This window comes from Tenacibaculum gallaicum, assembly GCF_003387615.1.
Taxonomy (GTDB): Bacteria; Bacteroidota; Bacteroidia; order Flavobacteriales; family Flavobacteriaceae; genus Polaribacter; species Polaribacter gallaicus.
The window spans coordinates 225,745-239,009 of the sequence record NZ_QUNS01000001.1 but is presented as its reverse complement, the minus strand read 5'-3'; the positions used below and the strand labels follow the sequence as shown (position 1 = coordinate 239,009).

Here is a 13,265-nt window from a genome sequence, read left to right as displayed (position 1 = left end):
TTCACCTTTTTTATAATAAATCTTGAATTGTTTTTCTAATAGAAGTAGTGTCTATCCCACATACTTCTTGTAATTGTTGAATCGTACCGTGATGTATAAACTCATCAGGAATTCCTAATAGTTTGATTTTTCCTTGATAGTTTGCTTCGGAAGCATACTCTAATACCTCACTTCCAAATCCACCTTTGATAGTGCCGTCTTCAACAGTGATAATAGTATCAAATTTTTTAAAAATAGTGTCTAAAAGTTGTTTGTCTAAAGGTTTTACAAAGCGTAGGTCGTAATGTGCAACCGATTCGTTGCTTTCAAGTTGATTTATTGCTTCTGAGACATTATCAGCTATTGTTCCAATAGATAGCACTGCTATTTGAGTTCCTTTTTTTAAACAAACTCCTTTTCCAATTTCAATTTTTTTAAAAGGAAGCTGCCATTGTTCTAATTTACCTTTTCCTCTTGGGTAACGAATTGCTATTGGATGCTCCAACCCTTGTTGAGCGGTAAACATTATGTTACGTAGCTCTATTTCGTTACGAGGGGCAAATACAATTAGGTTGGGTATGCAACGTAAATAAGCCAAGTCAAAAACCCCATGATGTGTCGCTCCATCTTCGCCTACCAATCCTGCTCTATCTAAGCAAAAAATTACAGGTAGGTTTTGCAAAGCAACATCGTGAATTACTTGGTCGTAAGCACGTTGTAAAAAGGTAGAATAGATATTACAAAAAGGAATCAGTCCTTGAGTTGCCATACCCGCAGCTAGGGTCACTGCATGCTGTTCAGCAATACCGACATCAAAAGCCCGGTCAGGAAATTCTTGCATCATGAACTTTAAAGAACTTCCCGTTAACATTGCGGGAGTAATCCCTACAATATTTTCGTTTTTCTGTGCTAGTTCAACAATAGTTTTTCCAAAAACATCTTGAAATTTGGTGTATTTACTTTCTTCTTTTGGTAGTACATCGCCAGAAATTTTATCAAATTTACCAGGAGCATGATATCTTACTTGGTCTTGTTCTGCTTGTCGTAGTCCTTTTCCTTTGGTAGTAATTACATGTAAAAATTTAGGTCCTTGTATGTTTTTTAAACGTTCTAGTTCTGATAATAGTTCACCAAAATTATGTCCGTCAATAGGCCCTGAATAGTCAAAGTTTAATGCTTCAAAAATATTGTGTTGTTCAATCTCTAATCGCGGAGCTTTAATTTTTGTTAAATAATCTTTCAATGCGCCTACTGAAGGGTCAATTCCAATAGCATTATCATTGAGTATAACCAAAAGGTTTGCATTCGTGTCTCCTGCATGATTTAAGGCTTCAAAAGCCATTCCGCTTGCAATAGAAGCATCACCAATAACAGCAATATGATGTTTTTCAATATGTTGAAGTTTTGAAGCAATTGCCATTCCTAAAGCTGCTGAAATAGCAGTAGAGGAGTGTCCAACACCAAAGGTATCGTATTCACTTTCTGAGCGTTTAGGGAAACCAGAAATACCATCAAATTGACGATTGGTATGAAAAATATCTTTTCTTCCTGTTAAAATTTTATGTCCGTAGGCCTGATGCCCCACATCCCAAACCAATAAATCGTTCGGGGTATCAAACATATAATGAAGGGCGATGGTGAGTTCTACTACACCTAAACTTGCACCTAAATGCCCTTCTTTTGTGGAAACCACATCAATAATAAACTCACGCAATTCCTGGGCGAGTTGTGGTAATTCTTCTGATGTTTGCTTGCGCAAATCAGCGGGAATTTGAATGTTTTTCAAAAGGTCGTTCGACATATAGCAAAAGTACAAAAAGGTAGAGATTCCTAACTTTTTAGACTAAAAACTTTGTAGTTTTGTTGTATGAGCAAATTGTACTTGGTGCCTACACCGATTGGGAATTTAGAAGACATTACGTTAAGAGCGCTTAAAGTCTTACAAGAAGTAGATTATATTTTAGCGGAAGATACGCGTACCAGTGGAAAACTGCTAAAGCATTTTGATATTGCTACACCTATGCAGTCACACCATATGCACAACGAACACAAAACAGTGGATACCATTGTAAAACGTATACAAAGCGGTGAAACATTTGCACTGATTTCCGACGCTGGAACTCCCGCTATTTCCGATCCTGGTTTTTTATTAACCAGAGCATGTGTACAGCATGGTGTTGATGTAGAGTGTTTACCAGGAGCTACTGCGTTTGTTCCAGCTTTGGTAAATTCGGGGTTACCGAATGATAAATTTGTTTTTGAAGGTTTTTTACCTGTAAAAAAAGGACGTCAAACACGGTTAAAATTCTTAGCAGAAGAAACTCGCACCATGGTTTTTTATGAGAGTCCACACAAGTTGCTGAAAACACTCGCAAATTTTGCAGAGTATTTTGGAGAGGACAGACAACTATCGGTTTCTAGAGAATTGACAAAATTGTTTGAAGAAACCAAAAGAGGAAGTGTAAAAGAAGTACTAGCATATTATACTGAAAAACCAGCTAAAGGTGAAATCGTAGTTGTAGTTGATGGGAAAAAGTAAATTAGATTGTTGTAGGGTTCACTAATCTGTATTCAGGGTAATGTTCTTCTAATAGGTTTTCTGCTTTTTTAGGAACGACTACTAAACTTACATATCCAATAATAAAAACAAAAGTTGTTGCTACAGCAATAATTATACTGGCTAATGTACTTAAGCTTTCATATGAGTTTGGGGTTAAAAACTGAAACACATAGAATAATACAAGCACAATATTCCCATGACCTTGTGTTTCAATGATATCCTCTAGCATCCATTTTTTTTCTGTTTTTTTAAATTTAGCGTTTAGCATTTTTCTTTTTTTAAACATTACAATAAATTCAATTATTAAAATGGTAAAGAAAAATCCAGGAAATAAATATTGTGCAAAAGGAAATTGTAAGAGAAAATAAAAACAATAAAACATTGTTATTGTTAATAATATTTTAGGAATAGAAAACCATTCTTTTACGAAACCTAAAATGATTTTAAAGTACTTTTTATTCATTTGACCTTGCTTTTCCTCAACAACATCCATAAACCCGAACACACCAAATTTTTTAAAAGATTTGTCACGTGCTTGTTTAAAAGTAAGTGTTGGCTTTTTTTTCCAAATTTGCTCTATATCGTTGGCTAGATGATCTACCAATTCGGTTTGCACATCGTAATGTTCTACATAATGTTGACGTGTAAACTCGTAGAGTTGCTCTATATGTTGGTCGGTTAGTTTCATAGTTACTGAATTAAATACTTGTATTTTTTTTCAATAAAATCTTTTTTCTCTAAAAAACTTTGAGAAAGCAAGTAGTTAAAAATAAAAGCTACTAAATAAATATATATAGCTTCTTCATGATAGCTTCCGTTATAAAAAATATTGAAAAAATTCGGAAGATTAAGAGGGACTATAATAAGCAATGAGCTAATAAAAGAATAGGTTTTTACAAATTTAAGAGTTTTATGTTTTTTTGTGAATTTATACGTTATAAATGAAGTGTATAAGAGATTTAGGATTAAAGAACTAAAAATTAAAATTGAAGTTCCTTTAACATATTTTGAGCCAAAAAAGAAGCAAAAAAATGAAAGCAAAATTATTGCTAGCATGTTTTTAGGTAGCATAGCTTTTTTAAGAATGTCTTTTAAAATTGTTTTAGTGTAGTACCAATGCAATCTTTTAGTTTGTTTCTTATACCGATTTTTAAAAGCTTTTTTTCTACTCAACATATATTTTATAAAAGGCACTTGAAAACCTCTACCTTTAAAAAAAGCATTAGTATCTTGAATATTATTTTCAATTTCAGTAGCAATATGATCTACCATTTCAAAACGAATATCTATATACTCAATTCCTATTCCTTCTAAAAAAAGGTCTATTTTTTTAATTTGTTCTTTTGTTAATTCCATAGCTAATTATTTTTACTCCAAACTAAATTTAGGGTTTACCAATTGTTGCATGGTGTTTAAAAACTCTTGCATTTCTGAGAGTCGGTTTGCAGTTTCTTTAGTCCCATTTTCAGTAAGTTTATAATATTTACGTAAGCGATTTCCAACTTTGGCAACTTCAACATCTAATAAGCCTTCAGCTTCTAGTTTATGTAGAGCTGGATACAAAGCACCTTCTGTGATTTTTAATTCCCCTTTTGTAAGTTCTTTTACTTTTTGAGTGATTTCATACCCGTACATTTTATCATTTTGTACTAGTAGCTTTAAAATGATGGTTTGTAAAGAACCTTTGTATAATTTTTGATTGCCCATAAAAACAAGTTTCTGCCATATACCTAAAAATCTTAGGTATGCAAATATACTTAATTTTCTTATACATAAGATTTTTAGGTATATATTTTATAATAACCCTAACTTTTGTTCGTGCTGAGTTTCTTATTTTTGTAGCTCTTTAAAAAGAATACATGTCTACATTTCATAAACTACGTATTGAAAAAATAATAAAAGAAACTGCTGATGCTGTTTCTATTTTATTTGCTATTCCAGCAGAGTTAAAAGAAGCCTATACTTTTATTGCCGGACAATATATTACTATAAAATCTACCTTAGATAATAGGGAAATAAGAAGAGCATATTCTATATGTGCTTCACCTAATAGCAATCAAATTAAGGTTGCAGTAAAAGCAGTTGACCACGGAACATTTTCAACCTATGCAACGACGAAGCTAAAAGAAGATACTTTTTTAGAGGTTTCTGAACCAGAAGGAAAGTTTATTTTAGAGCCGCAAGCAGGCAAAAATTATATTGCTTTTGCTGCTGGAAGTGGTATTACACCGGTTTTATCAATGGTGAAAACGGTGCTAGAAAACGAATTGACTTCAACAATTACATTAGTTTTTGGAAATAAAAAAGCTGAGAGCACGATTTTTTATGAAGAATTAAATGAGCTAGCAGAAAAGTATCCTACTCAATTTAACTTGCACTATGTGTTCAGTCAAGAGGTGAGAACCAACAGTAAGTTTGGTAGAATTGATAAAGGACATATAAATTATTTTGTAAAGAATATTCATAAAGATATTTCTTTTAACTCAGCATACTTGTGTGGACCTGAAGCAATGATTCAAACAGTTTCAGAAACACTTCAAGAAAACGGGTTTGACAAAGAAAATATTTATTTTGAACTATTTACTGCAAGTATCTCAGAAGAAGAAGCTCAGCTAAACATCCCAGATGGAAAATCTGAAGTTAAGGTATTGTTAGATGATGAAGAGCATGCTTTTATGATGGAAAAGACCGATACTATTTTGGCTGCGAGCTTGCGAAATAAATTAGATGCTCCATATTCTTGTCAAGGAGGAGTTTGTAGTAGCTGTATTGCAAAAGTTACCGAGGGTAAAGCTGTCATGACTAAAAACTCTATTTTAACTGACGATGAATTAGAAGAAGGTTTGGTACTTACTTGTCAAGCACATCCTACAACACAGAAAGTTGTGGTAGATTTTGATGATGTTTAGTTAAAACCGTAACTTTATAAAATGGACTTCCACGATTTTAAAAACGCATTTCTTGTAGGTGTATTCATGGCATTTATGATAGGGCCAGTATTTTTTATGCTAATTAAAACTAGTATTTTAAAAGGTGCTCGAGCAGCTATTGCCTTTGATATAGGAGTGATTTTAGGAGATATTTCTTTTATGTTAATAGCCTATTTTGGAAGTAGAAGTCTACTAGAAAAAATAAAAGATGATCCGCGTTTGTTTCTTATTGGTGGATTGGTGCTTATAGTTTACGGTTTAATTACGTATTTAGATAAAAACAATAAAAAAGAAGCAAAAGCTCCTGATGTAATGTTGCCAGAAAGCAATAATTACTTAAAATTATTATTTAAAGGTTTTTTCTTGAACTTTATAAATATAGGAGTACTAGCCTTTTGGTTAGGTTTAATTGTTGTTATAGGGCCTACGTATGATATGAATCCAAAGTATTTAATTTGGTATTTTGGAACTGTAATAGTTGGTTATGCTATTGCTGATTTAGGAAAAATACTACTTGCCAAACAGCTTAAAAGTAGGTTAACTCCATTGGTAATTTATCGAATAAAACGAGGAATGGGTGTGTTATTAATCGTTTTTGGAGCTGTGTTAATGTTAAAAGGGTTTATCCCTGAAAGTAAGATTGATAATCTGATTGAGAAAGTAGAATCTATCGATTAGAAGCCAATAATCATTTTTGCTATCCAAAAGTAGATTAAAATTCCAAAAATATCATTACTTGTCGTAATAAAAGGTCCTGTTGCAATTGCAGGATCGATACCTCTCTTGTCTAAAAACAAAGGAATAAAAGTACCTACTAAACCAGCTACTATAATAACAGCAAATAATGAGATTGAGATAGCAGAAGCTATAATCATATCTGACTTCCAAGCCCAAATAAAGAAAAATAAAATAATAGCTAAAACAAGTCCGTTAACAGCTGCTAGAGACATTTCTTTAAGTAAGCGATTGGAAACACTCCCTTTTACATCATCATTCGCTAACCCTTGCACAATAATTGCTGATGATTGTACTCCAACGTTACCTGCCATAGCAGCAATAAGAGGAGTAAACATAAAAAGAATAGCATTTTCTTCTAAAGCACCTTCAAAAAAGCCCATAATTCTTGCAGCTCCAATACCTCCAATTAAACCCAAAAACAACCATGGTAACCGTGCTCTGGTTAATTGTAAAATACTATCTTCAGAGTCAACGTCTTGGGTAATACCTGCTGCTAATTGGTAATCTTTTTCAGCTTCTTCTTTAATAACATCAACAATATCATCAATAGTAATTCTACCTACCAAAACGCCTAATTCATCTACCACAGGAATGGCTTCTAAATCATATTTACGCATGATGTTAGCTACATCTTCCGCTTCATCATGTACATGTACAAAATCTACTTGCGGAATATAAACGTCTGAAATTTTAGCACGAGTAGACGCCATTAATAAATCTTTTAAAGACAAACGTCCTTTTAATTTACCATCATCATCAACAACATAAATAGAGTGAACTCTAGTAACTTCTTCTGCCTGTTGACGCATTTTTTTCACACAGGTAAGTACATTCCAATTTTCATTTACTTTTACAAGCTCTTTTGCCATTAATCCACCTGCAGAATCTTCATCATAACGTAGTAATTCTACAATTTCTTTGGCATGTTCACGGTCTTCAATTCTCTGAATTACGTCTTGTTTTCGCTCTTCAGGAAGTTCTGCAATAACATCGGCAGCATCATCGGTATCAAGCTCATTAACCTCTTCAGCAATTTCTTTGGCAGATAATTGTTCAAAAACTTTTTCACGAACTTCTTCATCAACTTCCATTAATACATCCGAAGTTGTTTCACTATCTAATAAACGTATAATGTAAACAGCTTCTTCAAAAGATAGTTCATCTAAAACTTCAGCAATATCAGCATAGTGAATATCTGAAAAAATATCAGAAAGAGCAGTGTCTTTTTGGTTTTGAATCAGTTCTTGTACGTTTACTAATAAGTCTTTAGTGATTTCTAATGCCATTGCTTGCAATTTTGCTCGATAATCGAGATTTGAATATTCCGAAATCTAATTCAAAAAGGTGACTTATCTTATTTAAAATAAGCTCTTAACTATTAATTTGAGCTATTTTTTGTGTCAACTCAATGAATTTTTGTATCGATAATTGTTCGGGACGCATCGCAAATATAGGGTCTTCTTTTAAGGTATCCGAAAGATTAAAAGATTTTAAACTTGAACGTAACATTTTTCTTCGTTGGTTGAAAGCAGTTTTTACCACCCTAAAGAATAATTTTTCATCAACAGGAAGTGTGTAGTTCTCTTTTCTGGTAAGTCTAATAACCCCAGAATCTACTTTTGGAGGCGGATTAAAGACTGAAGGAGGGACGGTAAACAAGTATTCAGCATCGTAAAATGCTTGTGTTAATACGGATAAAATTCCGTAGGTTTTGCTGCCTTCTTTTTCGGCAATTCGTTGGGCTACTTCCTTTTGAAACATTCCTGAAAATTCAGGAACAAATTCACGATTTTCAATTGCCTTAAAAACAATTTGAGAAGATATATTGTAAGGGAAATTCCCTATGATAGCTACTTGTTGTTTGTCAAATATTTCAGTAAAGTTCTTTTTTAAAAAATCACCTTCAATAATGGTAAACTTTTCTTTTGAAGTATTTAATTTAAAATGTTCAACAGGAAAAGTTTCTTGTAAATAAGTTACTGACTCAGAATCTAGTTCCATCACCGTAACTTTTGGCTTTTTTTCTAACAAGTATTTTGTTAGAACTCCCATACCAGGACCAATTTCCAAGACGTTATCATATCCGTTTTCAGTTAACGAATCGGCGATTTTCTTAGCGATGTTTTCATCGTTTAAAAAATGCTGCCCTAAATGTTTTTTTGCTCTTACGGTCATGTTATTTAATTTTCAAACAAATTAATAGTGTAGTCTAAAAGTTTTATGCCACCACTATTTCCATGCCCAGGGATAACGGTTTTTATATCGGGATAACTTTGTTTAATTTTTCTTACAGTTGATGACCAATCGTTGGTATTAGCATCATTTAAGTTTCCTTTTGAAGCATTCAGGGTTTTGATTAAGCACCCACCAAAAAGAACATTGTCATTAGGGAAGTAAGCAACAATATTGTCTTTAGTATGTCCCTCTCCAAAAAAACGTACAATCACCTTTTTATCACCTACAAAAAAATCTTTCTCTTTATCAAAGGAATTTTGTGGTAAACTATGGTTGGTTTTATCAATTAACTCAGTCGTTAGTGAGTTAGCATATGAGGCAATATCTTTTTTGTGAAACTCAGGTAAACCACCAATACAATCTACATGAAAATGAGTAGGAATAATTGCTTTGATATTGCATTTTAAGGAGTCTTTTACCCACTTAATGAGCTCTTCAGATGCTTTCGCCGTCGTTGGTGTATCAAAAATGATAGCTTCCCCCTTGTTAACCACAATCATTCCATTACAAGGAACATTTCCGAACTCTTCTGTTTTTAAATATGAAATATGTTTGTAGGCATTAGGAGACACTTTTACAATTTTAATAGTTGTCAAATTCTCTTTTTTTGCCTTGTGTTTACAATTGAAAAGAATTAAAGATAAAAATGATAAAACAAGTATTTTTTTCATTGTTAATTGCTGTTTACTACAGGGAAAAATTCATTTACTATTTTTAATTCAGTACGGAAAGCAAGCATTTTATCAGCAAACTTTTTTTGCCCATCACTACGGAGTTTTTCTGCACTATGTTTATAGTAATTGTCTAAATCTTCACGTGTTTTTGCTGTATATTGAATAGAGTAGGTAATTCCTCCCATTTCTTCTTCAACCAACACTTGTGTCATTTTAGCGCTTAAAAAGTGCCCTGTTGCTAATACTTCTGGGATATGATTCTCAATCCAAGCTAACCATTCGGCATGTATACTTTCGTCTATATTTATTGTTATGTTGTATATGTACATAGTTTTTAATTTTAAAAATGAAGTAATAAAAACATCTTCAAACTTTCAAATTGACTTATTAAATATCGTCTCCTCTTAATTTTCTAAACTTTTTTCGAGCGTCTACTAAATAGATACTCGATGGGTGGTCAAAAATAATCTTTTGATAGTATTCTTTAGCCTTTTCTAGATTATTTAATTCACTGTTGTATAATTCAGCCATATTATAATATACATCGTCAATATAAATTCCTTTCTTATCTAAGGCTATTATTTTACTATAGTTTACAATAGCTTCGTCATATTGTTTCTTTTCAATAAATAATTGAGCTTGTTTAAATAACGCTTCATCTTCAATAGACTGTCCCCTATAATTAGCAATTATATCGTTTAAAATAGCAATTGCTTCATCATTTTTATTTTGATAAGCTAATAAATCAGCCTTGGCATATTCTTTTAAACCAGTACCAATACTGTCTTTAGGTTGGTTATCTGAAATTGTTAAGAACAAATCAGCAGCATCGTTAGCAATGAGTTGTGTTGCTGATCCTTTTAAAATTTTTAATTGAGCCTTTGCCCAAGTAAAATCATATTTAAAGTAGGAAGCTTGTGCTACTTTAAAGCGGGCTTCTTGACCTATATAATGATTTTTGAACAGTGTTTGAACTTGAGAAAAGTAAATTAATCCCTTGTTAAATTTACCCATATAAACAAAAATATCACCAAGTTTAAGTTTTATAGTAGCTTTTATAAACTTTGAATTGGTAAAGTTTAATGCATTTTTTAAAATAACAGATGCTTCTTTTGGATTGTTCTTTGTAAAAGTTAAGTAATTGGCATATTCTACCTGTGTGAAAAGAGTTTTAGAATTAATTCCATACTCTTTGAAGATGGAATTAAAACGTTCATCTACATCAGGTTGTTTTGTGTCAATCGCTATTTTTAAGTTGTTGTTTATTGCTTTAAACTTGTCTCTAGGATAATTAGTTTTTTCAATAATAAGATCAAAACACTCTTTAGCAGTTTCATAATCTTTGTTTTCAAGAGCTATTTTACCTAAATCATTAATTTTACCTAAATTATCAGGATCTCTAGCAAGTAGCGCTTTGTTTTGAATAAGTGCTTTGTTGTATTGTTTTTGCCTGATAAATAACCAAGAAAGTAAGTCGTTCCAAATATCTTTGGGATTACTGATAGACTTTCGTAATAGTGCTTTTCTAAATAAAATATTGTTTTGATCTTCGCTATCATCCGTTAAATATTTACCTGCATAGCGTTTAACATTGTTGAGGTAGCCTTCGTTTTTATCAACCAAATCAATATAGGATTTGAACATTTGTTCAAAATCTCCTTTTTCACCATAAATCTGTGCTAATTGAAATCCATAGTTAGCTTTTGGATTAACTTCCATTATTTTATTAAAAGCCTCAATGGCCAAATCTAATTTGCTATAGTTTTTAAATAATCCAGCTATTAAAGAACCGTAATTTGCTTTCTTGTTGATGGATTCAATTGCTTTTTGGTAGTAGCTATTAGCTTCTTCAATTTTTTCTTGGCGTTCAAAATTATGACCAAGAATTACATATAGATAAGATAAGTTAGGTTTTTCTTTTAGTTTTTGAGTGAGTAAATTTTCAGCAGCAGTAAATTGTTCTGTTTCTTGATAGCAAGTAATTAGTTTTTTTAAATAGTTTGTGTTATACGGGCTTTGATCGTATAACCTTTTGTATAATTGAATTGCTTTTTCATATTCATTATTTCTAAAATAATTTTCAGCAATAATAAATTCGTTTTGTTGTGCGTGACAAAACAAGCTTAAAACCAGTAAATTAAATAGAATAATGATTTTCTTCATTTTTGGATAAGTTTAAGCGTTTTACTTTATACTTAATTCCGCTAATAGCGGTTTCATCTACCAAAAATACAGAACAAAATTGTTAAAATACTATTAAAAGAGGTGCTTTTTTAAATAGTAGTGTAACATTTTGGCACGAACTTTGTCTTATTACTAAAACAACTAAACAGTGTAAACTATGAGGAATTTTACGACACAATATGAAATAGCAAAGCAGAATGCAAATGAGTTTATGAGAAAAGGTCAAATACCTCAATATTTTGAAGCTTTGTTAGAAATGAATAAATACAAGAGATTAATGGTAGCAGTAGTTGCCAACTAAACATATTTTTTTCAATGGGGATTGATTAATTAAAAATCCCAAGCGTCGTAATTGAGGCTTGGGGTTTTTTCATTTTTTATATTGAAGGTTGATTAATCAATCATATCAAAACCACAGTAAGGAACTAATACTTCAGGAATTTTAATTCCATTCTCAGTTTGGTAGTTTTCTAAAATACCAGCTAATACACGAGGTAAGGCTAATGAACTTCCATTTAGTGTATGTACTAATTGACTTTTACCTTCTTTATTCTTAAAACGTAACTTTAAGCGGTTTGCCTGAAACGTTTCAAAATTTGAAGCAGAACTAATTTCTAGCCAACGTTCTTGCGCTGTAGAATACAATTCAAAATCGAATGTTAAGGCAGAAGTAAAACCAGTGTCTCCACCACACAAACGTAAAATACGATACGGTAATTTTAATTCACGTAAAATTTCTTTGATGTGGTCTACCATTCCGTTTAAAGCATTGTATGAATTATCAGGATGTTCAACACGAACAATTTCAACCTTATCAAATTGGTGTAAACGATTTAATCCACGAACATGTGCTCCGTAACTACCCGCTTCACGACGAAAGCAAGGTGTATACCCCGTTACAGTAATTGGTAAATCAGCTTCTTTTACCAAATTACCTCTAAACATATTGGTTATAGGAACTTCAGCTGTTGGAATTAAATATAAATCATCACCAGTTACATGGTACATTTGTCCTTCTTTGTCAGGTAATTGTCCAGTACCAAAACCAGAAGCTTCATTTACTAAATGAGGAACCTGTACTTCGTTATATCCAGCAGCGGTGTTTTTGTCTAAAAAATAGTTGATTAAAGCACGTTGTAAACGAGCTCCTTTACCTTTGTATACAGGAAAACCAGCACCCGAAATTTTTGCTCCTAAATCAAAATCAATAATATCGTATTTCTTCGCTAACTCCCAGTGAGGTAGTGCATTTTTTCCTAACTCAGGAACAACCCCTTCTTTAAAAACCTCTTCATTATCTTCTTCATTTTTTCCTTTTTTTACTGAAGGATGAGGAACATTAGGTATTTGATACAATAACTCGTTCAATTTGTCTGAAGCAGAATTTAACTCTTCTGTTAATTGTTTAGATTGCTCTTTTAACTCACCTGTTTTTGCTTTAAGTTGGTTTGCTTCTTCAGCTTTTCCAGACTTAAAAAGACCTCCAATTTCTTTGGATATTTTGTTCGATTCAGCTAAAATAGTATCTAAAGAAACTTGTGTAGTTCTACGCGTTTCATCAGCAGTTAATACTTCTTCAATAATTGTTTCTGCATTAGCAAAATTACGTTTTGCCAATCCGTCTAAAACAGTTTGTTTGTTTTCTCTAATAAACTGAACCTGTAACATCTTTTTAATTTTTTAAGAAAAGCAAAGATAAAAGAAGCTATAGACTTAAGCAATGTGTTTTGTATACTAAATTTCTTCAAGCATCATAAAGAAGTCTGATAAAGTAATGTTGAAATAATCACATATTTTCTGAAGAGTAGTAATAGTGACATTTGTTTTTCCTTGTTCTATTCTTGCCAAATGTATTCCAGTATCAATATAAAACTCATTTGAAGTAATATGATACTCTTCTCTTAAAGTTTTTACACAAAGGGCTACCTTTTTTAAGGTTACCTCATTTTTTGACAGCATCATTCT

The 13,265-nt window shown here is 32.0% G+C and carries 15 protein-coding genes; 4 read left to right on the top strand and 11 right to left on the bottom strand.

Features of this window, described 5'->3' with window-relative positions:
• Nucleotides 1-10: 10 nt before the first annotated feature.
• A complete protein-coding gene (dxs, locus tag C7448_RS01160) occupies nucleotides 11-1,780 on the bottom strand; it encodes a 1-deoxy-D-xylulose-5-phosphate synthase (protein WP_115899533.1) in 1,770 nt (589 codons plus the stop codon).
• Between the two features lie 66 nt (nucleotides 1,781-1,846).
• Between dxs and rsmI the strand changes: the two genes are divergently transcribed.
• Nucleotides 1,847-2,518, top strand: coding sequence for a 16S rRNA (cytidine(1402)-2'-O)-methyltransferase (gene rsmI / locus C7448_RS01155; RefSeq protein ID WP_115899532.1), 672 nt, complete (start codon nucleotides 1,847-1,849; stop codon nucleotides 2,516-2,518).
• A 1-nt stretch (nucleotide 2,519) separates the two neighbouring features.
• Here the strand turns inward: rsmI and C7448_RS01150 are convergent, their stop codons facing one another.
• From C7448_RS01150 to C7448_RS01140, 3 genes are read right to left on the bottom strand one after another with little or no spacing between them, the layout of a single operon-like run.
• Nucleotides 2,520-3,227 carry a hypothetical protein gene (locus C7448_RS01150; RefSeq protein WP_115899531.1) on the bottom strand — a complete coding sequence of 236 codons (708 nt, stop codon included), beginning with the start codon at nucleotides 3,225-3,227 and terminating at the stop codon, nucleotides 2,520-2,522.
• A gap of 2 nt (nucleotides 3,228-3,229) precedes the next feature.
• A complete protein-coding gene (locus C7448_RS01145) occupies nucleotides 3,230-3,895 on the bottom strand; it encodes a hypothetical protein (RefSeq protein ID WP_115899530.1) in 666 nt (221 codons plus the stop codon).
• Nucleotides 3,896-3,907: 12 nt separating this feature from the next.
• On the bottom strand, nucleotides 3,908-4,246 hold the full coding sequence (locus C7448_RS01140) for a PadR family transcriptional regulator (RefSeq protein ID WP_115899529.1): 339 nt from the start codon (nucleotides 4,244-4,246) through the stop codon (nucleotides 3,908-3,910).
• A gap of 152 nt (nucleotides 4,247-4,398) precedes the next feature.
• Here C7448_RS01140 and C7448_RS01135 point away from each other — a divergent pair, with 152 nt between their 5' ends.
• Nucleotides 4,399-5,448: a ferredoxin--NADP reductase gene (locus C7448_RS01135; RefSeq protein WP_115899528.1), complete on the top strand. Its 1,050-nt coding sequence runs from the start codon at nucleotides 4,399-4,401 to the stop codon at nucleotides 5,446-5,448.
• Between the two features lie 21 nt (nucleotides 5,449-5,469).
• Entirely contained in the window at nucleotides 5,470-6,147 is a 678-nt protein-coding gene (locus C7448_RS01130) for a LysE family translocator (protein ID WP_115899527.1), read from the top strand.
• Here C7448_RS01130 and mgtE read toward each other — a convergent pair.
• The 5 genes from mgtE to C7448_RS01105 form a co-directional block, all read right to left on the bottom strand.
• A complete protein-coding gene (gene mgtE / locus C7448_RS01125) occupies nucleotides 6,144-7,493 on the bottom strand; it encodes a magnesium transporter (protein ID WP_115899526.1) in 1,350 nt (449 codons plus the stop codon). The genes C7448_RS01130 and mgtE overlap by 4 nt on opposite strands.
• Before the next feature lie 85 nt (nucleotides 7,494-7,578).
• Complete coding sequence (rsmA, locus tag C7448_RS01120) at nucleotides 7,579-8,382, bottom strand: 16S rRNA (adenine(1518)-N(6)/adenine(1519)-N(6))-dimethyltransferase RsmA (protein ID WP_115899525.1); 804 nt, start codon at nucleotides 8,380-8,382, stop codon at nucleotides 7,579-7,581.
• Nucleotides 8,383-8,387: 5 nt separating this feature from the next.
• Complete coding sequence (gene bla / locus C7448_RS01115; RefSeq protein WP_115899524.1) at nucleotides 8,388-9,113, bottom strand: subclass B1 metallo-beta-lactamase; 726 nt, start codon at nucleotides 9,111-9,113, stop codon at nucleotides 8,388-8,390.
• Between the two features lie 2 nt (nucleotides 9,114-9,115).
• Nucleotides 9,116-9,445, bottom strand: a complete 330-nt coding sequence (locus C7448_RS01110) for a DUF4286 family protein (protein WP_115899523.1) — start codon at nucleotides 9,443-9,445, stop codon at nucleotides 9,116-9,118.
• 58 nt (nucleotides 9,446-9,503) lie between these two features.
• Nucleotides 9,504-11,279 carry a tetratricopeptide repeat protein gene (locus C7448_RS01105; RefSeq protein ID WP_115899522.1) on the bottom strand — a complete coding sequence of 592 codons (1,776 nt, stop codon included), beginning with the start codon at nucleotides 11,277-11,279 and terminating at the stop codon, nucleotides 9,504-9,506.
• 178 nt (nucleotides 11,280-11,457) lie between these two features.
• Between C7448_RS01105 and C7448_RS15745 the strand changes: the two genes are divergently transcribed.
• Nucleotides 11,458-11,601 (top strand): hypothetical protein, encoded by a 144-nt coding sequence (locus C7448_RS15745; RefSeq protein WP_164506679.1) that lies wholly within the window; start codon nucleotides 11,458-11,460, stop codon nucleotides 11,599-11,601.
• A gap of 92 nt (nucleotides 11,602-11,693) precedes the next feature.
• On the opposite strand, the gene serS is transcribed toward C7448_RS15745, so the two are convergent.
• Both serS and C7448_RS01095 read right to left on the bottom strand, forming a co-directional pair.
• Nucleotides 11,694-12,968, bottom strand: coding sequence for a serine--tRNA ligase (serS, locus tag C7448_RS01100; protein ID WP_115899521.1), 1,275 nt, complete (start codon nucleotides 12,966-12,968; stop codon nucleotides 11,694-11,696).
• Nucleotides 12,969-13,034: 66 nt separating this feature from the next.
• A complete protein-coding gene (locus C7448_RS01095) occupies nucleotides 13,035-13,262 on the bottom strand; it encodes a helix-turn-helix domain-containing protein (RefSeq protein WP_170136982.1) in 228 nt (75 codons plus the stop codon).
• Nucleotides 13,263-13,265: the final 3 nt, after the last annotated feature.